Source organism: Sphingomonas sp. (assembly GCF_004799495.1).
Lineage (GTDB): Bacteria > Pseudomonadota > Alphaproteobacteria > Sphingomonadales > Sphingomonadaceae > Sphingomonas.
Genome location: NZ_SSMY01000014.1, coordinates 1 through 26,706, shown reverse-complemented (window position 1 = coordinate 26,706; position 26,706 = coordinate 1). Strand labels below are relative to the sequence as shown.

At 63.5% G+C, this 26,706-nt stretch carries 20 protein-coding genes and 2 pseudogenes; 7 read left to right on the top strand and 15 right to left on the bottom strand.

Annotated elements, in window-relative coordinates; all coding sequences use genetic code 11:
• Positions 1-32 precede the first annotated feature (32 nt).
• The 8 genes from E7773_RS14950 to E7773_RS14915 all read right to left on the bottom strand — a co-directional run bounded on the left by E7773_RS14950 (position 33) and on the right by E7773_RS14915 (position 10,872).
• Entirely contained in the window at positions 33-1,343 is a 1,311-nt protein-coding gene (locus E7773_RS14950; protein WP_293992860.1) for an MBL fold metallo-hydrolase, read from the bottom strand.
• 169 nt (positions 1,344-1,512) lie between these two features.
• Positions 1,513-4,497, bottom strand: a complete 2,985-nt coding sequence (locus tag E7773_RS14945; protein ID WP_293992857.1) for a RelA/SpoT domain-containing protein — start codon at positions 4,495-4,497, stop codon at positions 1,513-1,515.
• A gap of 81 nt (positions 4,498-4,578) precedes the next feature.
• Positions 4,579-5,532: a hypothetical protein gene (locus tag E7773_RS14940; RefSeq protein ID WP_293992854.1), complete on the bottom strand. Its 954-nt coding sequence runs from the start codon at positions 5,530-5,532 to the stop codon at positions 4,579-4,581.
• Positions 5,529-6,476, bottom strand: a complete 948-nt coding sequence (locus E7773_RS14935; RefSeq protein WP_293992851.1) for a hypothetical protein — start codon at positions 6,474-6,476, stop codon at positions 5,529-5,531. Before E7773_RS14935 ends, E7773_RS14940 begins: the two co-directional genes overlap by 4 nt.
• 44 nt (positions 6,477-6,520) lie before the next feature.
• Positions 6,521-6,757 carry a helix-turn-helix domain-containing protein gene (locus E7773_RS14930; RefSeq protein ID WP_293992848.1) on the bottom strand — a complete coding sequence of 79 codons (237 nt, stop codon included), beginning with the start codon at positions 6,755-6,757 and terminating at the stop codon, positions 6,521-6,523.
• 32 nt (positions 6,758-6,789) lie between these two features.
• Positions 6,790-8,139 (bottom strand): site-specific integrase, encoded by a 1,350-nt coding sequence (locus tag E7773_RS14925; RefSeq protein WP_293992847.1) that lies wholly within the window; start codon positions 8,137-8,139, stop codon positions 6,790-6,792.
• 895 nt (positions 8,140-9,034) lie between these two features.
• Positions 9,035-9,376, bottom strand: coding sequence for a hypothetical protein (locus tag E7773_RS14920; protein WP_293992845.1), 342 nt, complete (start codon positions 9,374-9,376; stop codon positions 9,035-9,037).
• A 371-nt stretch (positions 9,377-9,747) separates the two neighbouring features.
• The gene (locus tag E7773_RS14915; protein ID WP_293992842.1) at positions 9,748-10,872 is read right to left on the bottom strand and encodes an NADH:flavin oxidoreductase/NADH oxidase; all 1,125 of its coding nucleotides are present in this window, start codon (positions 10,870-10,872) and stop codon (positions 9,748-9,750) included.
• A 107-nt stretch (positions 10,873-10,979) separates the two neighbouring features.
• Between E7773_RS14915 and E7773_RS14910 the strand changes: the two genes are divergently transcribed.
• Positions 10,980-11,663, top strand: coding sequence for a TMEM175 family protein (locus tag E7773_RS14910; RefSeq protein ID WP_293992839.1), 684 nt, complete (start codon positions 10,980-10,982; stop codon positions 11,661-11,663).
• 5 nt (positions 11,664-11,668) lie between these two features.
• Here E7773_RS14910 and E7773_RS14905 read toward each other — a convergent pair whose 3' ends face one another.
• From E7773_RS14905 to E7773_RS15575, 6 genes and pseudogenes are all read right to left on the bottom strand, one after another.
• Positions 11,669-14,230: an excinuclease ABC subunit UvrA gene (locus tag E7773_RS14905; protein ID WP_293992836.1), complete on the bottom strand. Its 2,562-nt coding sequence runs from the start codon at positions 14,228-14,230 to the stop codon at positions 11,669-11,671.
• Between the two features lie 54 nt (positions 14,231-14,284).
• A complete protein-coding gene (locus E7773_RS14900) occupies positions 14,285-15,181 on the bottom strand; it encodes an aldo/keto reductase (RefSeq protein WP_293992833.1) in 897 nt (298 codons plus the stop codon).
• Positions 15,182-15,218: 37 nt separating this feature from the next.
• On the bottom strand, positions 15,219-15,563 hold the full coding sequence (locus E7773_RS14895; protein ID WP_293992831.1) for an antibiotic biosynthesis monooxygenase: 345 nt from the start codon (positions 15,561-15,563) through the stop codon (positions 15,219-15,221).
• A gap of 458 nt (positions 15,564-16,021) precedes the next feature.
• The gene (locus tag E7773_RS15580; RefSeq protein WP_363130594.1) at positions 16,022-16,210 is read right to left on the bottom strand and encodes an ATP-binding protein; all 189 of its coding nucleotides are present in this window, start codon (positions 16,208-16,210) and stop codon (positions 16,022-16,024) included.
• Positions 16,211-16,218: 8 nt separating this feature from the next.
• Positions 16,219-16,812, bottom strand: coding sequence for a histidine kinase dimerization/phospho-acceptor domain-containing protein (locus tag E7773_RS14890; protein ID WP_293992828.1), 594 nt, complete (start codon positions 16,810-16,812; stop codon positions 16,219-16,221).
• 49 nt (positions 16,813-16,861) lie between these two features.
• Positions 16,862-18,583 (bottom strand): annotated as a pseudogene (locus tag E7773_RS15575) (PAS domain-containing protein); the annotation flags it as partial.
• A gap of 250 nt (positions 18,584-18,833) precedes the next feature.
• On the opposite strand from E7773_RS15575, the gene E7773_RS14880 reads away from it, so the two are divergent.
• The 6 genes from E7773_RS14880 (at position 18,834) to E7773_RS14855 (ending at position 26,372) form a co-directional block, all read left to right on the top strand.
• Positions 18,834-19,481: a PilZ domain-containing protein gene (locus E7773_RS14880; RefSeq protein ID WP_293992825.1), complete on the top strand. Its 648-nt coding sequence runs from the start codon at positions 18,834-18,836 to the stop codon at positions 19,479-19,481.
• Complete coding sequence (locus E7773_RS14875; RefSeq protein WP_293992823.1) at positions 19,482-20,120, top strand: PilZ domain-containing protein; 639 nt, start codon at positions 19,482-19,484, stop codon at positions 20,118-20,120. It begins immediately after the preceding gene.
• 224 nt (positions 20,121-20,344) lie between these two features.
• Positions 20,345-20,974, top strand: a complete 630-nt coding sequence (locus E7773_RS14870; RefSeq protein WP_293992821.1) for an Ig-like domain-containing protein — start codon at positions 20,345-20,347, stop codon at positions 20,972-20,974.
• Positions 20,975-21,056: 82 nt separating this feature from the next.
• Positions 21,057-22,910, top strand: coding sequence for a hypothetical protein (locus E7773_RS14865; RefSeq protein WP_293992819.1), 1,854 nt, complete (start codon positions 21,057-21,059; stop codon positions 22,908-22,910).
• On the top strand, positions 22,910-25,678 hold the full coding sequence (locus tag E7773_RS14860) for an RHS repeat-associated core domain-containing protein (RefSeq protein WP_293992816.1): 2,769 nt from the start codon (positions 22,910-22,912) through the stop codon (positions 25,676-25,678). The genes E7773_RS14865 and E7773_RS14860 overlap by 1 nt, the downstream gene beginning before the upstream one ends.
• A gap of 484 nt (positions 25,679-26,162) precedes the next feature.
• On the top strand, positions 26,163-26,372 hold the full coding sequence (locus tag E7773_RS14855) for a hypothetical protein (protein ID WP_293992814.1): 210 nt from the start codon (positions 26,163-26,165) through the stop codon (positions 26,370-26,372).
• 116 nt (positions 26,373-26,488) lie between these two features.
• On the opposite strand, the pseudogene E7773_RS14850 reads toward E7773_RS14855, so the two are convergent.
• A pseudogene (locus E7773_RS14850) lies at positions 26,489-26,706 on the bottom strand (TrbC/VirB2 family protein); the annotation flags it as partial.

Below are 26,706 nucleotides of genomic sequence, written 5' to 3'. Positions count from 1 at the left end.
CATGGTCCGCGATGGCGGCCGCGGCGTCCGTCCTATCGCTCGGTTTTCACCGAGATACGTCCCTGCGCGTCGGCGGTCACGGTCACCGTGCCATCCCAGCCGGTGCCATAGACGGCCCTGTCCATGCGCAGCGTCTCGAAGCTGCGGACGGCATTGGCGACACGCACGTCCTTGGGCGCGCGCGACCCGCTGACGGCACCACGCAGGAGCTGCACGGTCTTGAGCCGCGGATGGCCGTAGGCGAACGCCGTCCACTGCCCCTGCACGCTCTCGGGGCCCATCGACATCACCGCGACTTCGGGCGTGACGGCGGCGAGCAACTGCGGCGTCGTGCCGTTCTCGGCGCCATGGTGACTGACCTCAAGCACGTCCACGTCCAGGAGGCCCGATGCGCCATACTGCGACAGAAGATCGGTAATCCCCGCGTTCTCCAGATCACCGGGGAAGAGGAACGACGCCTCGCCATAGTCGATCCGGATCACGATGCTGTGGTTGTTGCCGTTATCGAAGTCGTCGTTGGACCAACCCGGATTGTCCGAGCGCTCGCGGCCGCCGCTCAGGACGCGGATCCGCGGGTCCACGCCGGCGCATGACACCGGATCGATTACCGCGCTCGTCAGGCCCTGCGCGCCCGCAGCCCGGACATCCTTCTCGAGGACGATCGCGCGCTCGACCTTCGGCGTCGCATCGCGCGCATACGCCGCCATCCAGACCGCGTCCTTGTCGCCGGACCCGACGAGCCTGCCGTTGTCGATGTATGCTCCCACACGGTAGTTGTAGATCAGCGTGCCGAGCGTGGTGTTGTGGTCGAGGTGCGTGTGCGTGACGTATACCGCCGCGAATCGACGCCCCAGGTCGGTGCGACGGGCGAAGAACGCATCGAGGTTCGCCTTCAGCCGACCGGCGGCGACGGGATCGCGGCCGCCGGAGTCGATCAGCACCGCCGCGCACGGGAACTCGACGATCGCCGCGTTGCCCTGGTCCATGTCGAGATAGTGCACGGTCATCGCGCTGCCGCCGGTCAGTGCCTCCGGCGCCGACGCTGGCCCGGACACGAACGGTGCCGGCGGGGAGGGTTCACGGTGGACGAATGTCCGATAGACCCAGCCCGTCCGGCCATCCGGAAGCCGGACATGGTAATAGCCTGATTGCTGCTGGCCGTCATCGAGGAGCTCGAGCCGGTCGCCGATGGCCGGGAACTCGACCCGCTCGGACTGCCTGGCGGGCGCCACCCGAATCGTGACGTTGCGCGTGACCACGAGATCGTCGGCGTGCGCTGCCGAGGACGAGAACAAGGCAAGCCCGGCGAGACACACGGTGAAGAAGCCAAGACCTCGTGCCACGATCGTCCCCTTCGACGGGTGTCTGACCAATTCAGTCTGGGAGCGGAAAGACTTCCCGTCAATCAGGGGTGGATGTTGAACCAAGTCGGACCCTTCGCCGTCGCCGTTTCGTCACTTGAAGGCGCTTCGAATATCCATCTTGATCGCTCATCGAAAACCTCGCTGGTCTTCATTCCTCGTTCCAATCGCGGCGCCTCTGCGCAACATCTCGGCCCGCTCGTCGCTGTTCCCAAGCCATGTGTTGTGTAAGTTCGCGAACACGATCTCGCGCAAATTGCCTCACCCGATCACGCGTATCATCCTGATAGCGTCCGATGAGCTCGCGGCGGGCGGCGTGGACCTCGACAAAACCGAATTCCCCGCTGACGACGCCGGTTTCGCCCAGGACCGCAGTCACCCGATCCAACATTTTGTCGCCCGGTTCGAGGCGAGCCACCACGTCCATGCAAACCGGATAAATCTGCGCGGTCCCCTCGTAGGGGGCCAGTGTTTTCAGCACGAACTTAAGGTCATCCTCGTCGCCCTCGCGCGCGAGGCCCGAGAGCAGTTCCGCCACTTCGACTGGGAGTTCGGGGAAGACATGGTGGATTAGACGACCTCCGCGATACTCGTGCAATCGGGGCATCGCGCGATACCATTCGCGGGCCGCCGGGACGAGCAGGCCGGCGTGAGGCGAAAGCGTCGTGCCGATGTCGTGGGAATGAAAGGGGATCGGCTCGAAGCGCCCGGCCGCCTCGCCAAGTTCACGGGTGATGCGGTTCCCGTAGAAGTCGATGATCAGCTTCGGGAACCGTCGCCCCACGGCAATTAGCAACCGCACCGCGCGGTAATCTATCTCCGCCGCCCCGACGAACGATGCCAGCAGTTCAGAAGACCGGTCTTCGTTGAGGTCGCGAACGATGCCGGCGTCGCCGGGGGTCCAGAACTGGCTAATCCACTCGGGGATTGCCCGTTCGATCGCGAAGCGCACGACCGGCATGAGGACCGTCTCGATCAGCGCCTCGTCCGGCTCGCGCTGATACCAGACGGCAGCGACGGTCGCCGCCGCAATCGCGGAGCGCGCGTCGGCGACGGAGACCGCCTTCTCGGTGAACTCGCGCAGCCTTTTAAGGTCGGCGCACGGCCGCATCTGCAGGTAGTCGCCGACCGCGGGGAGAAGCGTGCCGGAGCGGATCCAGCCATCGACGATTTCGAGCACGTCACCGCCCCTGCCGGCGCGATCAAGGCCTCCAAGCATTGCCGCCCCGAATGCGGCGCGTTGCTGGCTCACTTCCCCCAGCATGCAAACCGCAACGTCGGGTCTGTATTCTGCGAGAAGGCCTAGGAACTCGCGCATGGGCGCGAAGTGCCCGCCGTCGTTCCCCGCGGCGTCGACGTAGCGGTCGATCTTCGCCATCCAGTCTGACCGGGTCGCGGCCGATACGCCTTCGATGATCTCGGGAAAGCGCGCGCGACGCCACAAGTCGGTCGCCTCGAAATCGAAATGGTCTCCGTCCCAGGCGTCCGGGCGCACCGTATCGTGACCGACAAGCGTCTTGTAGAGCACGTAATCCGCGTCTTCAGCCAAGGTGTCGCGGATCGCGAGCAGCGCAGCGAGGAGCCCCTGCTGGGCGGTGACGAGTTCGGGCTGCTGCGCCAGGTCGGAACGGAGCCCGAGAAAGCGGTAGTGGGTGTGCAGGGCATCGACCTCTCGCCCGCGTCGGAGCTCGAGTCCCCACTCCGACACACGCGCGAGGACGAGGCGCGCGACGCGGGTGCCGTCTTCCAGCAGCATCTGCATCAAGCTCCCCTCTTCTCCGATGTGCATGGGCGCCGCATCCGCCCTCCCGAGTGCCTGCAGGACGGACAGTCGGGTGACGTCGTCCTCGGCCTCGTCGAGCCACCGCTCAAGCCAATCGATGGCCTCGCCCCGGACCGCCCTCAAGTCATCCGTCGCGAGCACCGACCCCTGGTGGATCGTAACGCTGTCGGATCGCCAGGTGGCGCCTTCGAGGTCGGCGGACAGCACCTTGGCGAGCATTGCGACCAGTAGCGGTCGAGCCGCTCTCGCGTCTCCGGACCCAAGCCTGCGCAGTTCGTCGAGCACGACCCTCTGCGCGACGGGGCCGAAGCGCTGCCAGACGTCGAGGTTGTGCTGGGCAAGTTCCCCGGCCGCTTCGACCCACAACTTTCGCTCGTCCTCATCCCCAGCACCCACATAGAGCCTGACCAGGGCATGGAACGTGCGATCCGGTTCCCAGTAGCGATGTGAACGGATGAGACGCGCGACATGTCTTGCCGCGTCCAACGCCGACTTACCTGGATAATCGCCGAACTGCGTCTGGATCGGCGTGATCGGAAGATCGCGCGCGCGTTCGACCGTGCCCACGAACATCTCAAGATGGCGAGAGAACTCGGCCGCAGGTTCGTCATAGTGCGGGAGGACTAGATCGACGAACGTCTCGAGTGCCTCATCGAGCTGGTTGATGTCGGCACTGTCCCGGATCGTCGCGAGCGTCGCGTCCGCCGCCCCGTCAGCCTCCAGCAGCCGGTGGAAGTCGCGCGCGATCTTATCGAAGTCGTGGCCCGCCGGGACAAGGTGGTCCTGCATGACCTTGTTCATGCGCTCGCCGATCCGAGTCATCCTCGCCGCGCCTAAATGGACCAGCTTCGGCTCCTTGTAGATCGTGTCGTGGCCCATCTCAGCCCATGCATGGTTGAGCAGGGTCTGAACCTGAATCTCGATCTCAATCCCGTCAAACGCGCGATATTCTACGAGAGCCAGACGCTCGGGCTTGAGGCGCACTAAGTAATTCGTGCTGTCGAAGAGCTTGGTTTCCGTGTCGGTGCCCGGAACGGGGTGGTGCACGTTGACGCTCACCACCTCGAAGTTTTCGTGCAACGCTCCCGTTCGATTGAAGGCGTCGACCTGCGAATTGGTGAGAAAGACGATGCGGCATCCCGCCAAGTCTTTGATTTCGTCCATCGGTTGATCGAGTGGAATACTACGGTCGGCGAGCTTCTTACGCAGCGACTCCACGTCCTTCGCTCTGCCTGTGACAGAATGGGCCGACAGTCCTGCGTGGACGAGCGCTTGCCGGAGGATGTGCTGCGCCGACTCAACCAGCGCTTGATACTGGGTTCGCCCGTCGCGCCGGTAGTCCTCGAATGTCATAGCTTGATGTGCCTCGCTCGCAGTGGCAGCGAAGCTAGCGTTGCCGTGTCGGCCGTGTCGAGCGAGCGCCCAACGACGTCGTCACTTAGCCGCTCTGGTCACCGCTGTTAGCAGGCTCGCGCGAGCTCGCGCGTAGTAGCGCATTATCGATCTGTGGTTCACGTGCCGTGTCTGCCAGCCGGTATGGGCGGCCTCCGCGTCGCCGCTGACCCGTCGCGGTCGCCACCGCTCACCGCCCGCGACGGTCGGGAGCAGCGGCACCAGACTGTTGCCCAATCCGACTATCAGCGCCTCGTCACCACGCGAGACCGCGACGGCGAAGACGATCTTCGCGTCGCGCCCGCGCGGGTCCGCGGAGAAGACGGAGCACAGATCACCTGCCCGGCGTCCAACCAGCGCCTCCGCGATGGTCGCGGGAAACGCACCCTCGAAGGTCGCGTTGAGACGCGGCCCATCCATCGCAAGCCTCGCGACGTGCCGCCCGCCGGCGTCGACAATCCTGGCGCTCTCCAGCGTCAGCACCCCCTCCCGGCCACGGAAGAAGGCATCAACGACGTTCCCGCCGTCGGGAAGCCGTAGCCTGCGGTCGCTATACCGTAGCCAGGCGAGCGGGTCCGCCGGGTTCGGCAGAGCCGAGCCGGACGCGGCGATCAGACTGGCCACGACCGGGTGGACCGACCACCCGGTCGGGGGCACGGGGGTCTCGGAGTGGAAGGCGAGGGCGACGTTCCAGACCATCTCATCGACGGCCTTCCTCACCTTGAACGACATCCGGGCGTTGCTGTCGTAGAACAGCCCGACGTCCCGGCGCTGCGCCATCCCTCTCTGTCCCGGACGGGACCCATACTCGACGGCGACGGCTATACTGTCGCCACCCGCGTCAACGCTGACGTCGAACAGGAAACGGCGCCTGTCCAGGCCGAAGGCGGCGCAGCAGCGGCGCAGGGCCGACGACGCTGCGCGGAGCGCCGCGCCCTTCGTCCGGTCGAGCGTGAGTGCCATGAAGGGATCCGGATCGGCGACTGCGACGCTCATTGCGCCGCTTCCTCACGGAGCTTGGACAGGCGCCGCTCTCCGCGCGCGATGAGATCGAGCGTCGCGGCCCGGTCGGCCCATGCGGATTGCAGCACGTCCGTCTGGCCGATGACGGAGGACTTGAGGCCAAGGCCGTAGCCCCAGGCGGCCAGCCGCTGGTTGAGGCGCGGCTTGGCCGCATCCGTGCCGATGAACTGCTTCCAGCCATCGACCGGCGGCGGCGTCTCGATGTAGTCGAGGTGGCTCTGCAGGCGCATGCGCTCCAGCGGACCGACCTGCTCGCCGTCGTCCACCGCCAGCAGGGCGCGGGCGCGTTCGAAGTAGGGGCCCGTGCCGAAGAAGCCACTCGCGACCCGGCTGGGAACGACGGGCGGGGCGCGTTCGGCCGGCGTGTCCCAGCCGAACGTCCGCTCCAGCTCCCCATAGGCGGCGTCGAGCGCGCCAGAGACGGCATCGTGGCGCTCGGCGATCACAGCCAGGAGGTCGACGATCGTCTGGCAATCCAGCACGAGGTGGCTGATCCCCTCGGGACCATCCGAAGAAGCAGTGGCGAACGACGCGGGTCCCGGCTGGCCATCGACCGTGTCGGGCGCGAGCGCGTCCACGTAGATGCGCAGGGTCGGCTTCCAGGCCGCGGTCTCCGCCGCCCCGTGCGCCTTGAGGCAGGACCGGGCGATCTCGGGCCAGTTGGCCACGACGAGGTCGACCGCGTGCCCCAGGGGGATGGCGAGAGCGTTGAGGCTGTAGACCGCACCGATCGACAGGACGCGGCTCAGATCGTAGCCGATCCGCGTTCCGGGCCTCGTGAGAAGGCCATCCGGCGCGAACTTGGGGCGCAGCTTGCGGAAGCGCGATGCGATGGGCGCGAGCGGCGCGCCGGTGAGCTCCAGCAAGAACTCCTCGACGCCGCCGTAGCTCAGCGTGAAATCGGGCACTGCGTCCAAGCGGGCCGCTCCTTGGATTCATCGCCCGTCAGGGCGCGACGGGATCAGTATTCGGTCGTCGACAGGTAGCGCCGGCCACGGCGCCATTCCACGAGGTCGGGGCGCAGATAGTAGATGCCCTTCCGCTTCCACCTCCTGTTGTAGGGCGGGCCATCCCCCAGCTGCCTGAGATTCTGTAAGTAGCCGGGACTGCAGCCGAGGAATTCCGCAGCCTCGACGGTATTGAACTCGGTCTGCGACGCGAACGGCGTGCCCTGGCTGTGATCGACTCCCGCATTCATGGCGCACTTTATAGTATCCTATAGGATACTTGTCAATCTTCGCATACTCCGCCGCGACGGCGACGTTCGCGCCGCTTCGCCCGCCGCGCCGGATCCATGGCGCGCACGGCCTCGACATCGCCTCGCCGGAACGCGGCGACCGCCTTCTCGACCAGGTCGCCCCACTTCTCCAGCGCGACCGCCTTCTCGTCATAGTAGTCGTAGAGGTGATAGACACGCGCGGCGCCGGACGCCTTCTTCCCGATCACGTGGTTCAGTATGGCTTCGGTGTGCATGAGGTCGATGCCCATCGCCTGGCAGCCGGTCGACAGGGAGCGGCGGACGTCGTGGACGACCCAGTGCGGCAGGGCGTCGCCGACGAGCGCGCGCGCCGCCTCGCTCTCGGCGAGGAGGTCCGCGATGGCCGCATCGATCTCGGCCTTCATCTTGCTGAAGCCGGAGATGCCGACCGAGCCGTTCGTCGTGAACACGGGTCCGCGGCGCCGCCTGGGATCGGGCTGGATACCCTCGAGCAACTCGATCGCCTGTTCGGACAGCGGGACCAGATGGTCGCGCTTCGACTTCGTCCGCGACGTCGGCAACAGCCAGTCGCCGACCTCGAGGTCGAACTCGCTCCAGGGCGCGTCCGATGCCTCACGCAGCCGTTGCCCCAGCAGGATCAGGAAGCGGTAGTAGGTCCGGAAGGGTTCGACGATCCGGTCGAGCGCGACCCAGAGCACGACTAGCTCGCCGAGCCGCAGGACCCGGTCGCGGCTCGGCTCGGGGAAAGGCCTCTCCACCTTGTCGACGGGCGAATGCTCGATGTCGCCCTGGCCGATCAGCCAGTTGAAGATCTGCCGGATCCACTTGTGCGCCTTGTTCGCGGCCGATCCGCTCCGGCGGCCGATCGCGGAGAGCGCGCGCGTGACGTCCTTGCGCGTGATCTCGTCGATCGTCCTTCCCGCGAACGCCGGCTTCAGGTCGCGGTCGATGACGCCGCGGATGTCATCCTCGCTCCGCAGCTCGTCCCGTTGGACGTGGTCCTCGAACCACTGCTCCACGACGACCTCGAAGAGCCTCTCCTCACGGCGTGCGAACTCCTCCTTCTCCTCGACGCGCAGAGCCTCCTTCTCCGCCACGATGTCGCGCCCGCTACGGACCTCGGTCAGCAGCTCGGCCGCGCGTCGGCGCGCCTGGTCGGCGGTCCAGGGCGACCCGTGCTGGCCGATCGTCACGGTGCGGACTGGCGTGTCTCGCCCGCCCATCCGGTATCTGAGGATGTAGGTGCGGACGCCAGTCGAGGCGACGCGCACGCCGAAGCCCTTGATCTCGCGGTCCCATACGGTGGTGCGCGACCCCTTGGGCGGCAGGGGAATGGTATCGACCACGCCCTTCTTGATCATTATCGTCGACCGTCGGCCGCGGTTTCCAGTCTCGTCGTCCGCCATGCGAATACTTCGTCCCCAGCGACCCCAATCGGGTCATCACCGGGCCATCACGGGAATGTGAAGTGCGATGCGCGGTGATTAGCTAGGATGAGGAATAATCCAGCATCGGCAGCGAGTTACATGCACTACGATGAGTTCTGATGAAGTCTGATGAACTACGATTATGTGCGATTATCTGTGCAGCGATTCTTGGTAGGGCTGAGGTCGTGAGTTCAATCCTCACCGGCAGCACCATTCATTACAAGTCTCCGGGCCATATTCGTGGTCTTGGAGACTGACCGCAAAAAACGGCGCGATTCTGCGGGCTTTCTCGGGCATCTAGCCTACGGTGAGGCCAGAGACCGGGGCGCCCATCCCCATCCGGCGCCGATTGTAGGTGCAAGTCTCTCGGTCCCGAATTGCTGTCCTGAGTCTTGTGATGGCACAGAAGAGGCCATCGCTGACTTCAGCAAAATCCTAGTATAGATCGTTGCTCGCTCCAACTGACGGAGGCGTTCCGCCTTTGGCCGCAAGTAGTCGAAGCTGCGGTGGGCGCGGAGCGCCGCGTCAAATCCGGCCTGGGCGCGAATGAGTGCGTCCCACGCGCGATCCGGCTCCTCCAACTTCAACAGGCGGTATAAGTTGAGTTCCTCGGCTAGCCCGCTCACCACCGACTTGAAGCCGAGTAGGATGTTGGCAGGGTTTTCCGCACCTTGAGCTTCAGCATGCGCCCGATAGATCTCCAATATAGCGTGATACGACTGGAGCTCATCCACCGCACGCGCCTGAAGGCCGCTGTCCCGCGTTAGTATCAGGAGCGGCTCAACTTCCGCAGTCCGGCGGTTGAACTCCTCAACAACCTCCTCGAACGTCATGCCGAGCGGTGCACTTTTGTGACCATATCGGCGACGGTCCCTAGGCCTGCGACGTCGCCTTCATAGGTGACCTTCTGGTAGGTCCGCTTTTCGTTGCGCTCGACGACGACCTCGAGCTTCACCCGTTTGTCGGCGCCGCTGCCCTTGAAGATGCTGAGCGCGTAATCGCGGATTAGATCGATTGCGGCGGCGATCAGGTCCGGGGAAGTCTTCATAAGCTCAGCGCTGACAAAGATGATTGGGACGGCCCAGTCGTGGCTCTTGTTGTGGATGAAGCCCGGCGGCTGGCTCTTATCGGCCGCAAGTGTTCCGGTCGGCACGCCGCCGCCCTCGATCACCTTGCGTATGGTGGTAACTTCGCCCCGGATCACGAAATCGTCGGCCGACGCCGCGTCTTCGAGGTTGCCGGGCAGGAACGTGAGAATTGGCTCGAGTCTAAATGCAGAGCCTTGGCCCGCTCCCTGACGTCCATATAATCTTGCGAACTGAGCGATGCGTCATCTGTCATGCACTGATATTGTCTAGTGGGAACCCTAACGGGAAGCGCGAAATGATCCGTTAGGAGGCAGCGCACGGATTCCGCTCATCAAGATGGCCGCCGCCCGACAGGATGCTGCGTTCAGAAGGTATGGCGGAATGGCAGGTTTCAGGTGCCCGCGGGATCTTGCTGAATGGCCGATATTGGGGCGCAAACCGGTCGTTCGGCAAGCTATGTCGAGCGTGCGGTCTTCGGAGCTCGAAACAAATCGCGGTACCGCCGGGGTTGCGATCGAAGATACTGTTCGGGTGCCACAACCTGAGCGCCGAGTTCGGCCGCGGCGTGCCAGGGCCAGCGCGGATCGTAGAGCATGGCACGCGCGAGTCCGACCATGTCTGCATCCCCTGTGCCGACTATCGCCTCAGCATGTTCGGGCTCGGTGATCATGCCTACCGCGACTACCGGGATCGATCCGGCCTGCTTCACCGCGCGCGCAAGCGGGACCTGGTAGCCGGGCCCGACCGGAATCTGCTGGCGCGAGTCGAGCCCTCCGCTCGAAACATGAATGGCCGAGCAGCCACGGGCTTCCAGCGCGTGCGCGAAAGCGATCGTCTGGTCGATGTCCCAGCCGCCATCCACCCAGTCGGTACCGGACACCCGCATGGTGATCGGCATTTCCGCGGGGACCGCCTGCCTTACGGTATCGAACACCTCGAGCGGGAAGCGCATCCGATTTTCGAGGCTTCCACCATATTCGTCGTCGCGCCGGTTGGAGAGCGGCGAGAGAAATTGATGCAGCAAATAACCATGCGCGGCGTGGAGCTGCACCGCGTCGATGCCGAGCCGGCTGGCTCGGACCGCGGCGGCCGCGAATGCGTCACGCACCCGGTCGAGCTCTTCACAGTTCAGCGCCAAAGGCGGGTTGTCGGTTTCTGCGAACGCTAACGGCGAAGGCGCAAGAGTCTGCCAGCCATTCTGTTCTGAAGGCGCTATTTGCTGGCCGCCAAGCCAGGGCAAGTTGGTCGATGCCTTGCGTCCGGCATGGCCGAGCTGGATCGCGACCGGCATGTCCGAATGGGCTCGCACGCTACCGAGCACACGCGCCATCGCCGCTTCGGTCGCATCGTCGTATAGCCCGACATCGCCATAGGAGATACGCCCTTCGGGCAGGACGGCCGTCGCTTCGATCGTCAGCAGGCCCGCGCCAGACAAGGCAAGATGGCCCAAGTGGATCAAATGCCAGTCGGTCATGCAACCATCGACGGCTGAATATTGGCACATCGGCGCGATCACGATGCGGTTCGCCATCGTCAGCCCGCGAACGGTAATGGGCTCGAATAACTTAGGTCCGCTCATCATGGAGTTCCTGTTCGACTTGGCTCTACCGCGGCATCACGTCCCGGCCATTGCCCCGACAACACCCCCGGGCGGCAACCTTGGGCGAGGCCCGGCGTTGTGAACATATGGCTCAGCGCAACCATGGGACGCACGGTGCTGAGCGCGGGCTCAAGCGCTTCGAAGGTTTCAGCGACGCGGTTTTCGCTATCGCGCTGACTCTGCTGATCGTCGAGATAAAAGTCCCGGGTTCTCCCGATGGCCCGCACGGATACAGCGACCTCGCAAGCGCCATGGCGGAGCAATGGCGCGAACATCTCGCGCTGATCGTCTGCTACGGCGTGATCGGCGCCTACTGGCTGCAGCATCATTATTCGGGACGCATCTACGCCAGGAGCGATCACTGGTTCGGCGCGCTCAACTTGCTGTTCCTCCTGGCAATGATCGTGATTCCCTATCCGATCCGCGCCTGGTGCTTTCACCTCGGCACGTCCTTCGAGCCCACCGCGGCGATAACGCTGGTCGCGGCGCTTGCCCTCACCTCCTGCACCTGGATGGGCAAGTGGTTCTACGGCATGCCGGGTCGCCGAGTGATGGACGAACGGCTCGCGCCCGATTTCCTCCGGCAGATGACACGCCGCTACGGCATTGCGACGTTGATCCAGATCGCCGCGATTCCGGTAGCGATCGTCGCACCGCGCGTCGGGGTGGCCATGTCCATGCTGTGCCTCGCCTTCTTCCTGCTCCCGCAACCCAAACCGCGTTACAAGCCCGGAGAGGAGCCGGACGCCAAAGAGATAACGAGCGACTGAGGCGCTCAAGTCGGTCCGCTCTCAGTTGGGTGCGGCGACCGCCCCCCACCAAGGGCGCGTGCGAGATAGGGTGCGGTTCGGCTGGTCTGGCAGGCGGCGACCTTTGCCGGCGGGCCGCTCGCGACGATCCGCCCGCCTTCGTCGCCGGCGCCCGGGCCGATGTCGATCACCCAGTCGCTCGCCGCCGCCACCTTCATGTCGTGATCGACCAGGATGACGCTGTTGCCGGCGTCAACCAAAGCGTGGAGCTGGCCGAGCAGACGCTCCACGTCGGTCGGATGCAGCCCGGTGGTCGGCTCATCGAGAACATAGAGCGCGCCGCCGCGCTGGGCGCGCTGCAACTCGGTGGCGAGCTTCACCCGTTGCGCCTCGCCGCCCGAAAACTCGGTCGCGGGCTGGCCGAGGCGGATATAGTTGAGCCCGACTTCGCGAAGCACCTTCAATGATCGGCAGACGTTAGGCGCGTCGTCGAAGAACTCCCAGGCACCCTCGACCGTTAGCGCGAGCACCTCAGCGATGGTCTTGCCGCGATAGCGGATCTCGAGCGTCTGGGGATTGTAGCGGGTGCCGTGACAGGTCGGACAGGGTGCGTAGACGCTCGGCAGAAAGAGCAGTTCGACCATGACGAAGCCTTCCCCCTCGCAGCGCGGGCAGCGGCCCTTGGCGACGTTGAACGAGAAGCGGCCGGCATCGTAGCGGCGTTTCCTGGCCTCGGGCGTTGCCGCGAACAGCGCACGGACATGGTCGAACAGGCCGGCATAGGTGGCGAGGTTCGAGCGCGGGGTGCGGCCGATCGGCTTCTGGTCGACTTCGATCAGCCGCCGGATCCCTTCGAGCCCGCCCAGGATCCGCCCCTCGGTCGCGCCGGCGGGGCGGTCCTCGAGCGCGGCTTCGGCGTCCGTTTCCTCTTCGACGGCGACGGGCGCGCCGAGCGCAGCGGCGACCAGCTCGACCAGCGCCTGGCTGACCAGGCTCGATTTTCCCGAGCCGGAAATTCCGGTGACGGTGGTCATCACGCCGAGCGGGATCGCGCAATCGACTGCCTTCAAATTGTTGCGCGAGACCCCCTCCAGCTTCAGCCAACCGGCGGGCGTGCGCTGCCGGCTCGGAGTCCCGCCGCCTTCGTCGAACAAATGGCGTCGCGTCTCCGACGCCGCGACCTTGCGCAGCCCCTCGATCGGACCGCTATAGAGGATCTCGCCGCCCTGCTCGCCGGCGGCGGGGCCGACATCGACGATCCAGTCGGCGCGGCGCACGACATCCATCTCATGCTCGACGACGAACAGCGAATTGCCGACCGCCTTGAGGCCGTCGAGCGCGCGGAGCAGCGCCTCGGTATCGGCGGGGTGGAGCCCGGCCGACGGCTCGTCCATCACATAGACCACGCCGAATAGGTTGGAGACGACCTGGGTGGCGAGCCGCAGCCGCTGCAGCTCGCCCGGCGACAGCGTCGGGGTGCTGCGCTCCAGCGTCAGATAACCGAGGCCGAGGTCGAGCAGCACCGACAGCCGCCGGCACAGGTCACCGGCGATGCGCTCGACGACCAACGCCTTCTCCGGGTGGGTCTTGCGCAACGCCTTGAGCTTGCCGGACTTGGCCTCGGCATAGGGGGCGAAGATCTTCGAGAAGCGGGCCATCGGCAGCCGGCTTATCTCGGCGAAGTCGAGACCCTCGAAGCGGACCGACAGGGCTTCTCGGCGCAGCCGCTTGCCGTCGCAAACCGGGCAGAGCCGGGCGATCATGAAGCGCGCGGCGCGCTTCTTCATCATCGCGCTCTGGGTGGTCGCATAGCTGTGAGTGACATGGCGTTTCGCGCTCGAGAAGGTGCCCATATAGGCGGGCTCGATCTTGCGCCGGATCGCGCGCTGGATCTCGTCATGACTCCAGCCGGGATAGACCGGGACCTGCGGCTGTTCCTCGGTAAACAGGATCCAGTTGCGCACTTTCTTCGGCAGGCTGCGCCACGGCGTGTCGACGTCGATTCCGAGGCTGATCAATATGTCGCGCAGATTCTGCCCACCCCAGGCCAGCGGCCAGGCGGCGACGGCGCGCTCGCGGATCGTCTTCGAAGGATCGGGCACCATCGAGGCCTCGGTAACCTCGTGGATCCGGCCAAGGCCGTGGCAGCGCGGGCAGGCGCCCTCGACCGTATTGGGCGAGAAGCTTTCGGCATCGAGATGGGGCTGGCCCGGCGGATAGTCGCCGGCGCGCGAGTAGAGCATGCGCAGCAGGTTCGAGAGGGTGGTGACGCTGCCGGCCGACGAGCGCGTGGTCGGCGATCCGCGCTGCTGCTGCAGCGCCACTGCCGGCGGCAGACCCTCGATCTCGTCGACCTCGGGCACTTCCATCTGATGGAACAGGCGGCGGGCATAAGGCGAGACCGATTCGAGATAGCGGCGCTGGGCCTCCGCATAGAGCGTGGAGAATGCGAGCGACGACTTGCCCGATCCCGATACGCCGGTGAACACGACGAGCGCATCGCGCGGGATGTCGACATCGACATTTTTGAGATTGTGCTCGCGCGCGCCGCGAACGCGCACGAACCCGGAGGCCTTGGTATCTCGCATGCGCACCTCCTGGATCCCGGATACGCTTGGGCGTTCAAACTCGGTTGCGCGGACTTACAGCATCGGGAGCCGGGACGGTCTCGGGCCGAGCGGGATTACCGCGTCGATCCGGGCGAGTTCGGCCTGCGTCAGCCGCAGCGCGCCAGCGCCGGCATTTTCGGTGGCGTGATCCATGCTGGAAGCCTTGGGGATCGCGAACACATTGGAGTGCCGCGTCAGGAAGCGAAGCGCGACCTGGCGCGCGGTAGCGCCGTGGTTTGCCGCAATCTCTTCCAACACCCGGACGCCGGGCGTGCGCGGGCCGGGGAAGTCGCCATGGCCGAACGGGCTGTAGGCGACCACCGCGATATTGTGCGCCTCGCACCAGGGGAGCACGGCGTGCTCGATCGCGCGCTCGCCGAGATTGTAGAGAACCTGGTTGCAAGCCATCTGGCCCTCGCCGCCGGCGCTCCATGCTGCGTCGAGATCGGGCACGTCGAAGTTGCTGACCCCCCAGGACAGAATCTTGCCCTGTTCGCGGAGCCGCTCGAAAGCGGCAAAGGTTTCCTCGAGCGGATGCGAGCCCGGCCAGTGCAGGAGGTAGCAATCGAGCCGGTCGGTCCGCAGGCGCGCGAGCGAGCGCTCGCACGCTGCCACGGTCCCACTGCGAGAAGCATTGTTGGGGAGCACCTTCGAAACGAGAAATACCTCGTCCCGCCGCCCCGCGATGACCTCACCGACCACGAGTTCGGCGTCGCCGTACATCTCGGCAGTGTCGACGTGCGTCATGCCGAGATCGAGACCGCGGCGCAGCGCAGCCACAGCAGTCGGTCGGTGCCCGTCGTCGATGTACCAAGTGCCCTGGCCGATCACCGGAACGGGTCGCGACACGATACCGAACGGACGCCGCTCCATGCTGCGCGGTTCTCGGGAGGAAGGCGCCAGCGGCGCGGGGTCGGCTTCGGGCCTCACTCGGCAGTCGCCTGCAGCCAGCGCTGGCCGGGTCGCATCACTCGGGGACCTGCCCGCTGTCGTTCAGCAGCTTGTAGGCGAGGACGTGGCCGTGCTCGATCTTGGGCATGCCCTCGAGCAGCTCCGGGGTGCGCATGACCAGCGCGCGGCCGACCTTGCCGGCAAGATGGGCGAGACGCCCGCTGTTGTGCGGAAAAGTGTCGAAGATCGCGAAGTCGTGGTCGCCGAAGCGCAAGGCGTACCACGTGGTCGTATCCTCCTCTTCCATGACGGCCGCGAGGCCGTCGCGAAGGAAGGCCTCGACCTCATCGCCTTTTCCGTCCTGCGCGGTGAGGCGAACAAATAACGCCTTCACCACCGATGCTCGTTGTTCTTCGGCCACGGATCACCTCCTGAGGACAGGCGGGCTAGCGCAGCCCAAGCGCGCGAAACCCAAGCGCTTGGCTTGGCCGATCGTGACGGATAGCTGAGGAACGCTTCAGATCTCGTCTTGGGTGCAATCAAATCTTTTGAATGTCAGCCGAGCAAAAACGGCTATGTCTCCATGTCGGTAGCGTCCGCATCGCTATAATCCCTAGAGAACTCTATTAGGCCGCTTCTGCAGCGGCACTCGCATCAGTTCCTCTCTCTCTCATCGATCTCGGGCAGCTTCATTTGCTGTAAGCTCACGCGCCGACGTGAAACCGCTGCCGATAGAGCCGCGGCCTAGATATAACTGATAGGCACAGCGGACGAATGGCTGCTTTTAGGTCTGCCGACGGTCGGGACAGATGACCGGAATCAGGGCGCAATTCAGACGCCCGGTTGGAGAGCAGTGGGTTCAAGCAGGATTGATATTGCCTAAATTGCGATCCCGCCATTCGCAGAAGTAAGGTCCGAGTTTCGCGGAACGGTGAAGCAAAAATCCGAACCGCCGCGGCTATTGCCTTCAACCCAAATCCGGCCCCCATGATTTTCGACAATGGTCCTGCAAATTGAAAGCCCTAGGCCCATGCCCTGAGGCTTTGTCGTGAAGCTGGCTTTGAAGATGTCATCCTTCAGGGCATCGGGGATGCCGCCCCCCCATCGCTCACCCGAACCGGCACCATATTCGCGTCCCCGATGGAAGCGGAGACAATGATTTTCTTGATCGAGCGCGATGATTCACTGGCCTCGCAGGCATTGCGAAGCAGGTTGAGGACAACTTGCTCGATCTGAACTCGATCGATGAGAACGGAATCAGCGGCTTGGTCGACCTCCAGCCCGATCTCGCGTCGCCCCTTGCCTCTCGGGCCGTATAGCTGGATCGCTTCGCTGAGCGTCTCGCGCAGGCTGTCGGGTCTCCGCTCGGGGGCAGCGTCACTCGCCTGTTCGCGCAGCTTGCGAACGATCTCCGCTGCATAATGCGCGCCACGTTCGGCACCATCGATCGCTTGCAACGCAGTATCGCGCTCGCGCGGTTCCCCCGCTTCGACATAGCGCCTGACCCCGCCCATGAACCCCGCGATCGCGGTCAACGGCTGGTTGAGTTCGTGCGCCAGCGTTGTCGCGAGCGCTCCCATCGCGCTGAAACGCGAAAGGTGCATGATCTCCGACTGCATCCGCTGAAGTGCAAGCTGCGCTTCCATGCCGTTCGTGATGTCGAGGTTCAATCCGACGAAGCGAGCTGATCGGCCGCGAGCCCCCCGGAACGAGACTGCCCAGCCCTAGAATCCACCGACAACGCCCGCCCGTCGCGACGGTACGATATCGTACGCGAAGGTCCGTTCCGGTGCGTACCGCTTCGTTGAGTGCCTCACGCGTGCTAGCCACGTCATCGGGGTGCAGACAGGTGCTCCACTCGTCATCGCTCAACTCGGGCGCGCCGTCGGGCGACAAGCCATGCATTTCGCGGCTGCGCGGGCAGAGCCGGAGCCGGTAGTTGTCCAGGTCCAAATCCCATGTGCCAGCGCCAGCGTTTTGCTGGGCCAGCGCGATACGTTCCAACGCCTCCTTCGCTTCGGCCTCCTCGGCCTTGCGCTCGCTAATGTCGCAGGCCGTGCCCACCATCCTCAAGGGAGCGCCCGATTGCGGATCGCGCATGACGACGCGACCCCGATCGAAATTCCAGCACCAGCTGCCATCGCGCCGGCGCAGCCGATATTCACAGGAGAAAGTATCACTTCGCCCATCGAGATGATCCCGCAGGCGTTCTTCGAGAAGGGGCCAATCATCCGCGTGAATCAGCTCCCGAATTGCCTCGATGTCCCCGCGAACCTCGCCCGGCGCGTAGCCGAGGTGCTGGACGAAGCGGCTCGACATGGCGATCTTGCCGCTTTCGAAATTCCAGTCCCACGCACCGTCACCGGTCGCGTCCAGCGCCATGCGAAGCGTCTCTTCGCTAGTTTGCAACGCCACGCTCGTCTGGCGCTGCGCGGTGATGTCGCGGAACGCGATTTGCAGACCACTCGCGATGGGAACGACATTTACGTCAAACCAACAATCGACATCGGGCTCAAAAAACTGAAACCGCGCGATGCTCCGTTCGGCGGCGGCGCGATGAAGCTCGGACCAGCCGAGCGTATGTACCGAATGGGGGAAACTGTCCCAAATAACAGTCCCGATAAGATTGCGATCTTGGCCGATTTTCTCCGCAGCGTTGCGGTTCAGGTAGGTGAAACGCCACTCATGATCGAGCAGGAAGATGCAGTCTATGGCACCCTCGAGCAACTCGTCGGCAGGAGGAAGAGCGCCGGTGCCGATGACATTCGTGTCTGGTTCGGTCCGCGGCTCTTCGCTGGCGCGCGGCAGAAGGCTCACGGGCTCCGACGGTCTCGCGGCAAGCGGAGTGAGCCCGGCATCGAGCGCGATGCGGACTGCCTCGGACAAGCTGCCACAGCCCAGATCCTCCATCATCGTGGCCCGGTGCATTTCCACGGTGCGATGGCTGAGATCGAGGTGCCGCGCGATGCCCTTGTTGCTGAGCCCACCCAGCAGCCCTTGGAGTATCTGGAGCTCTCGTGGAGAAAGCTTGCCGATCTTGACCAGCGCGTCCGACCGGCCCTGGGTACGGCGGCGTTCCTGAGCGCGCAGATCGAGCGCACGCGCAACCGCGGCGAGAAGCTCCTGCTCCTTGTAGGGCTTTTCAATGAAGTCGACGGCGCCGAGTTTCATCGCTTGAACCGCGGTGCAAAGATCGCCGTGCCCGGACATCATGATGACGGGCACCACCGCACCTCGCTCGGCTAGTCTCGCCATGGTGGCGAGCCCGTCGACGTTTGGCATGCGTAGATCGAGAAGGACGCAGCCTCGCTCGAGGTCGGCGTAGTTTAAAAACTCTTCGGAGCTTGCATAAACCTGGGTCGGATGACCTCGGCTGGTGAGCAGATAACTGGTCGCCGCGCGAACGTGAGCGTCGTCGTCGACGATATGGATCAAGGGCACGCACTTACCTTACGAGAACTCAGGGCCGATACCTCATCCAAGCTCTAGATGAACCAAAAAAGTGAGGCTTACCGTAATCTTACGGTAACAACACGCAAATGGGTGCGTGCCGCCGCGATTGCTATGATGCCTCGGCGGTGCATCTTGGTTTTGGGTAAACAATTTCCTGCCCGCGCCACCGTAGCCCATACGAATTGTTGTTTTGACCGCCCCTTGCGACTTGGCTCGCAGGAGCAAGGGGAGCATCAATATGGACACGAAGGACGATTTCGATCGGCTGCGGCCCGCTGCGCAGAACGGTGGATTGGTTGGAGATGTCCGACTCTCGACCGTGAACCGAATCGCTCGCCTGCACATTGCGGGGGAAGCAGGGCTGGCGAGGGTTCATACCTTATTTGACGGCGGCATTGAACTGTCGTCGATCATGGATCTGCGGATGGGGCAAGCAATCCGGGTCGATTTCTCAGAGACGGTTTCCCTCACCGCAACCGTGGCGGGGAAGGCCTGCAACCGCTACGCTCTGGCGTTCCAGCGCCCCGTCAATTGCGCTGAGCTGCTGAGGCGGCTAGTGGCCGAAGCTCGGTCCAAGCGGGCTCGGCCGTTGCGTCTGGCTACAGGGCGAGTCAGCGCCAATGGGCGCAGCGCAGAAGGCGTTCACAAGCTCGAAGTCGACGACATTTCGCAGCGTGGCATGAAGGTGCGGCACGACGGCTCCTTCAAGGCGGGGCTGCGCGTCAGCGTCCAGCTGCCCAACGGGCGCGAGTGCCAAGGCGTTGTTCGCTGGACGAAGGAGTCCTCCGCAGGCCTGCAACTCGTCGACATCTTGTCCGCGGAAGAGTTGGGCGCGGTGAGTTTTCTTGGCGACGGAATCGAATATCAAGCATCGAGAGAGGGATAAATGACAGTTCATTCAGTGGGTAGCGATCGCGCCGCACTGTTCGATCGGGCAATTGGCGATCAGCGGGCCGAACTGCGGCACCGCACGGTCCTCCAGGTCGCCAGGCTCGCCACGGCGCGGGGCGACGAGTTGTGTATCCTGCGAAACGTGTCCGCGGGCGGATTGCGTGCTGACATCTATTGCGCGCTCGCTGTGGGAGAAACGGTGGAGTTTGAACTGAGAACCGGGCGCAGGATCGCGGGGCGCGTGATTTGGGCAGAGGGCGGGTCGATCGGCGTAAAGTTCGACCGGAAAGTGCCTATCCTTGCTTACCTGGCGCACCAGACACTCGGGGAACTGGGGCGACGCGTTCGCGCGCCTCGTGTCCAGCTCAACGGGGAAGCAACGGTTCGCGTAACCGACCGCGAATTTGCGGTACATATCGCCGATGCCTCGCAGGCGGGGATGTGCATCAAAACCGATCGCCTTCTTCTCGAAGGCGCGTCGTGCGACATCAATGCCGCGGGTCTCGACGAACGCGGCGCGATCGTCCGCTGGTGCCGTGACGGCGCGGCTGGCCTTCAATTCAAACGCCCGCTTAGTTTTCGCGAATTCGCGGCTTGGCGAACACGAGGACGAGCGCCGCAAGTTCTGAACTAGGCTGTGATTACGACTGCTTTTGGGTCCGTTGCCGCTCGCTCTGAACGACCGAATTTAGGGCGCAAACCGGTCGGAAAATGCTAGGTGCAACTGCGCGAAAAAGCTGAAGCCGATCCTCATCCCATAGTTATCCCCAGAAAACGACGCACCACAACGGATTGCTGCTAAAGCCCTGTTGTAATGTTGGATTCTGGCACGCATTCTTTTTTGCAGGGGGATGCAAGATGAGCCGGAAAAGGGTTTGGCTTCTGTCGTCGGTGGCGACGGTATCCGTCATGGGTGGCGCAGCCGCCGCCCAGGAAACCACGACATACACGTACGACGCGCTCGGCCGACTCACGGGGAGCTCCATCAGCGGCGGCCCGAACGATACGCGCAAGACCGGCACCTGCTTCGATGCGGCGGGCAATCGTACGCGGTACGATGTTGCGACGAGCGCGCCTGCCGCTTGTCCGACGCCAACTCCTACCCCGGCGCCTACGCCAACCCCCACTCCTACGCCCAGCCCGACGAATCAACCGCCTGTCGCGGTCCATGATACGGTCAGCTTCAATTGCGCGACGACGCAGTCGCTAAATCTGGTGGCGAACGACACCGATCCCGACAACGATCTACCCCTGTCGGTTGCATCGATCGATGTGAGTTCGACCAATGGGTCCGGCAGCGCCTATGCCACCATCACCAGCAGCACGACGGTGAACTTCAGCGCATCGTCCACCGGCACCTTCACGTTCGCCTATACTGTCGCGGATGCACTCGGTGCCACTAGCACCGGGTCCGTTACGATCACGGTCACGGGCAACAGCTCGACGTGCGTAGGCGAGCCACCGAATTACGCACGCGTAGCTTCCTGACGCGATCGAGAATGATCAAGCCCATCGACCGGAGAAGAAATAGATGAATCGGGCCCGAGCCGCCTGCGCCACTGCCGGGGTATTGTCCGCGCTTTTCCTGTTCAGCGCGCCCGCGGCTGCGCAGGAGGAGGACTTGCCGCCGCCGAAGGTTCAGACGATCATGGCGTGGAACATGAGTCCCAAAACCGGGACAATGCAGGTCAGCAATACGGATCTGACCATCGCAGGTCTGTCGCTGGAGCGTTTCAACCAGGGCTATCCCGGCAAGAACAAGAGCCGCGGTCAGAACAATCCTGAGCACGCGCAGTTCGGCTTCAGAATGACGAGCAATTTCGACATCTATGTAATGCCGAGTGTGGAGCCTGCCACCAAGGCTTTTGTCGCCTATGACGGCAACACTTATACACTCCCGTTGCGGTACCACGATACGGTCCATATCGGGAGCGGTGCAAGCGGTCTTTACCAGCAGCAGTACAGCACGACGAACACGACCTTCGACCTCCTGAACGGCGATGCATTCTCGGGCGTGCTCGGGCTAGTCGGAAGCGCCTACGTCTATATCGACAGCGCGGGGGACATCTACACGTTCAATCCGTCCGTCGATGCCGGTGGAACAATCGGCGGTGGCATCTACTCGCAACGAGTCGACAACATTCTGTTCGCGGACGGCCGCATTCAGAAATTCTACTATGACGCTAACAAGAACCTGAAGCTCGTCACCGATTCGACGGGCTATGCAATTCTCTTCGATATCGGCAGCAACGGTTATGTCGCCGATGCGTGTGCCATCGATCTGGCGCGAACATATGTGGACGCCTCGTCCACCTGCGATCTTAGGCCGCGCAAGGTCACTTACCAGTACGATGGGACGCCGCAGCTATCGAGCTTCACGGACGCGCTCGGCAGGGTAACCTCTTATACCTATAGCGGCATTGAAAACCCCGGCGACCTGACGTGCGTCAAGCCACCCTCGTACAGCGTCTGCCAGGCAAGTCTGGGCACGGACTCGAGCGACATTCCCATCGAAACACTCGCCGATGGAAGCGTCTGGAAAATCGCTGCTCCGGAGGACGCTTCCTGGCGCAACTACGACTGGGATTTTCCCAACTGGACCGATCTGGACAGTGCTCAGGTGACTGACCCGTCAGGCCCGTCAGGCAAGACAACGACGATCAGCTATTCGAACTCGAGCCCGTTGACCATCACCGATCCCTACAATCGAACGACGACATACAAATGGGCCGGTGGCAAAAGCGCCGAGCCCAGTCCCAACAACCCGTCGCAGGACGGGACGATGCTGACCGAAGTCGACTACCCCGAGGGCAACAAATATCTCGCCACCTACTCCGCGGCGAACTTCAACGCGATCGCCACAGAAACCGTCAGGGCCAAACCCGGGAGCGGACTGGCGGATCGCGTCGTAACCTTTACATACGGCACGGCGGGTTCGAGCGGCGTCACCACGCAGAACCTGGCAAAACCGCTGTCGCGGACTGACCCGAAAGGCAACGTCACGAACTGGACCTACGCCGCTTGGGGCGGGATGCTGACCGAGATGAAGCCCGCGCCGACGGCCGGCGCGGCGCGGCCGCTCAAGGTCTATACCTATGTGCAGAAGGCGGCATACGTCCTGAATTCGGGAGGGGCGTTGGTTTCGACCGGGCAGTCGATCTGGATGCCGGACACGATGACCGAGTGCCAGACCGCGGCGGGCAGCAGCCCGACCCCGGTGTGCGACACGTCAGCGCCGCAACGCGTGACCTCGTACGAATACGGCGCGGACGGCACGGTAGATAATCTGCTGCTGCGCGGGACGGCGGTGACAGCGTATGTTGGCAGCACGCTGACGACGTTGCGCACCTGCTATGGTTATGACGCATACAGTCGAAAGATCAGCACGACGACACCCGGCGCCGCGCGGACGACGTGCCAGTGATGGTCCGTCTGGCTCAAGCGCTGCTCGCGGTCGTCGCGCTCGCGCTCCCCGGCGCCGCCGTCGCGCAGACGTCGGCTTCGCCGTACCTGTCAGCGGTCCGGTACGACGACATCGACCGGGTGGTAGGGACGATCGCGCCCGATGCCGATGGTGTAACCCCATTCAGTTATCCGGCGACCCGAACGACCTACAACGACACGACGAACACGGTGACGGTCGAAACCGGCGCACTATCCGCTTGGCAGTCCGAAACGGTGGCGCCGTCGGACTGGACCGGGTTCACGCCGTTCTCGAAAGTGGAAACGACGAACGACCTGCTCGACCGCAAGTCGGTGGTTACGGTGTGGGGATGGGACGCCAGCCTGAGCGCCCCCGCCTGGGTCGAAAAGTCCATGACTCAGTACAGCTATGACTCGGTCGGTCGCGCCGAATGCACCGCGGTCCGGATGGATTCATCGACCTGGGGCTCGACGGCGACGCCGGCGTGCATGCTCACCACCGCCAGCACCGTGCCGAATCCCGACCGCATCACCCAAAACAAATATTACGATGACGGCCAGCTCAACAAGGTCATCAAGGCACTCGGCACGCCGCTACAGCAGGACTACGTCACCTACACCTACAGCGCCAACGGCAAGCCCCTGACCGTCACGGACGCCGACGGGAATGTGGCCGGCTATACGTATGACGGATTCGACCGCCTGGTTGCCTGGGCGTTCCCGTCGAAAACGGTGCCCGGCGGTATCGCGACGTGCGCGATCGGCAACATCACCGAGACGACCGATGCGTTCGGGGCGTTCGTCACCGGGCCGGACGGCGCGTCGGTCAGCGGCAACGATTGCGAAAAATATTCGTACGACCGCAACAACAACCGGACCAAGCTGGTCAAGCGCGACGCGCGCGTGTTCACCTACGCCTATGACGGGCTCGACCGCCCGATCGAGAAGACGGTGCCGGGCGCGTGCGTGGCCAGCTTCGCGTGTACGACGCCGCCGGCTTCCGCGGTGCGCAACGTCTATTACGGTTACGACCCGCGCGGGCTGCAGCTCTACGCGCGGTTCGATTCGGCGAGCGGCGCGGACACGGTCGACACCGCCTATGACGGGTTCGGGCGGCAAAGCTCGCAGACGGTCGCGATGGGCGGCGTCGCCCGCACGGTGACCTCGGGCTACGACTTTGAGAGCAACCGCAAGCGGCTCAATTTCCCCGACAGCGTGTTCTTCATGTACAATTACGACCAGCTCGCGCGCCTGTACCTTGTCAGGCTCGGCAACACGACGTCGATCGCGAGCATGACCTATGACGCGCAGGGCCGCCCGTGGACGGAGACGCGGGGCGCGGTGACGACGACGTTCGGGTACGACCTTGCGTCGCGTCTGGCGAGCCTGGCCGACGATCTGTCGGGGACGGCGGGGGACGTGACCAGCACGTTCGGCTACAACAACGCGAGCCAGCTGGTGACGAGGCTCCGCAGCAACACCGCCTATGCGTGGCCCGGCTATACCGATGTCAGCCACTCTTACGCGGTGAACGCGCTCAACCAGTACACCGGGTCGGTCAGCACGGTGAGCGGCGCGCGGACGTATGGCTACGATGCGAACGGCAACCTCGCTTCGGACGGGACGCACAGCTTCACCTACGACGCCGAGAACCGGCTGGTGGCGAGCGGCACCGGCGCGACCTTGGTGTACGATCCGCTGGGGCGGCTGTACCAGGCGAGCGACGGCGCGAGGACGGAGACGTACCTCTACGCCGGCGACCAGCGGATCGCGGAATATGACGGCACCGGCGCGATGACCGCGCGCTACGTGCCGGGTGCGGGCGAGGACAACCCGCTGCTGTGGTACGTGGGCAGCGCCACCACCGCCCCTCGCGCGTTACAGGGCGACGAGCGCGGCTCGATCGTGTCGGTGGCGGACGCGAGCGGCGCGCTGCTCGGGATCAACGGCTACGACGAGTACGGCGTGCCCTCGTTGGACCGCACGACCGGGGCCAACCTCAACATGGGGCGCTACCAGTACACCGGGCAGCTGTGGATCCCGCAGCTCGGGCTGTATTACTACAAGGCGCGGTTCTACTCGCCGTTCCTCGGCCGGTTCCTGCAGACAGACCCGATCGGGTATAAGGATCAGAACAATCTGTATGCCTATGTCGCCAACGACCCCGTAAATGGAAATGATCCAAGCGGAGAATGCGCAATTGGCGAAAGCTTTGTGGCGGTAAATGGATGCGGCATCTCATATGCGGAGCCTAACGACCCAACGACCCCGGCAATAAGCAGCAACATCGAAATGCAAAGAGCCTTTGAGTCTAATAGATATGCCGAAAAAGATGTTCAATTCTGCGTCGGCTGCTTTGGTATCGGTACCGAGCAAAGTCACGGCCAAATTGTGCGAGATGCGGCTGCTGGGTATTATCCTAATTCTCAAATTCCCAAAGCAATCGCTCAGGCGGTCAGAACAGGTCAGCCAGCCGCTGTAAGATTTACTACATCTTCAAGCCCCACGAATCTCGTAGGTTATTACCGTATTAATTGGCAGGGCAGCGTCAGTGTAAAAAACGGTGTTTATACTATTAAAGCTTACGGGCAGGTAGCAAGACAGCCATATGACTGGAAACCAGACTCCAGTGGCACGAACTTGATCCGTGATGTCGGCGTAGCGCTGGTCGACAAAGGCTTAGTACCAGGCGTCGATGGCAAACATCCAACTATGTATTTGGTTCCAGATAGAGATATATACGGAACATTTAGGGGAATGGTAAAATGAGGAATTTTATTTTACCCGTAATATTTTTGGTAGTTATAGTTATAGTAGCGTTCTTAGTTTCAAATTCTTACAAAAAGCTCGATCCTATCGATATGGTCAATAACTGCCTTAGTCGTGAGAGTGGACATTGTTATTATAAAGAGATTGATAGACGTAGTTTGTCAAATGTAGTCTACCGATCACATCCTTATTACAAAATTGAAGGGCCATATATGTATTCATATAAGTTTGCCGACGCCACTAATAAGTATTGTGCGTACGTTGAAACAGCAAAGGGGTGGTTGGATACTGATAATTACAGCGTCGGATTCTATCTGTGCTCTCACGAAAAAAATATTCAGCTAGGTATAGGATAAGATTTCCGCGATTACGGATTATGGAGCTACGCTCATTACTGATCACATATACGCACGCGTAGGCCGCCACATGGCGTCGGCTTTGCTCTTAAGATGGGCTTGCGAAGAGAGCCGCGGAGAACCGGCTGGTGGCGAGCGGCACGGGCGCGACCTTGGTGTACGACCCACTGGGGCGGCTGTACCAGGCGAGCGACGGCGCGGGGACGGAGACGTACCTCTACGCCGGCGACCAGCGGATCGCGGGATATGACGGCACCGGCGCGATGACCGCGCGCTACGTGCCGGGCGCTGGAGAGGACAACCCGCTGCTGTGGTACGTGGGCAGCGCTTCACCCTAATTCGGCTGAGCGGAAGCTCCGGCATAGGGGTCGTATGCCGCGGTCGGCACCGGCGAAGGCCGCACCACGGGCGGCGGGGCGCTATAGGGTGGAACAGCTGGTGCCGCGATCGCATCGCCCGTTGTTCCCCGCACCCCCGCGACAATGCTCGTTGCCCCGAACAGTACAAAACATCCGACGATAACCGTCACCCCACGCCGCCAATCCATCCGTCCGCCGAGCATTAAAAACCCGACCGCCGCGACCGCGATCACCGCCACAGTCGTCGCAACGGTGCCCAGCAACGCCCCCTGCAGCCATTGCACCGCCGCGACCAGCGCGGTCGCACCGTCGG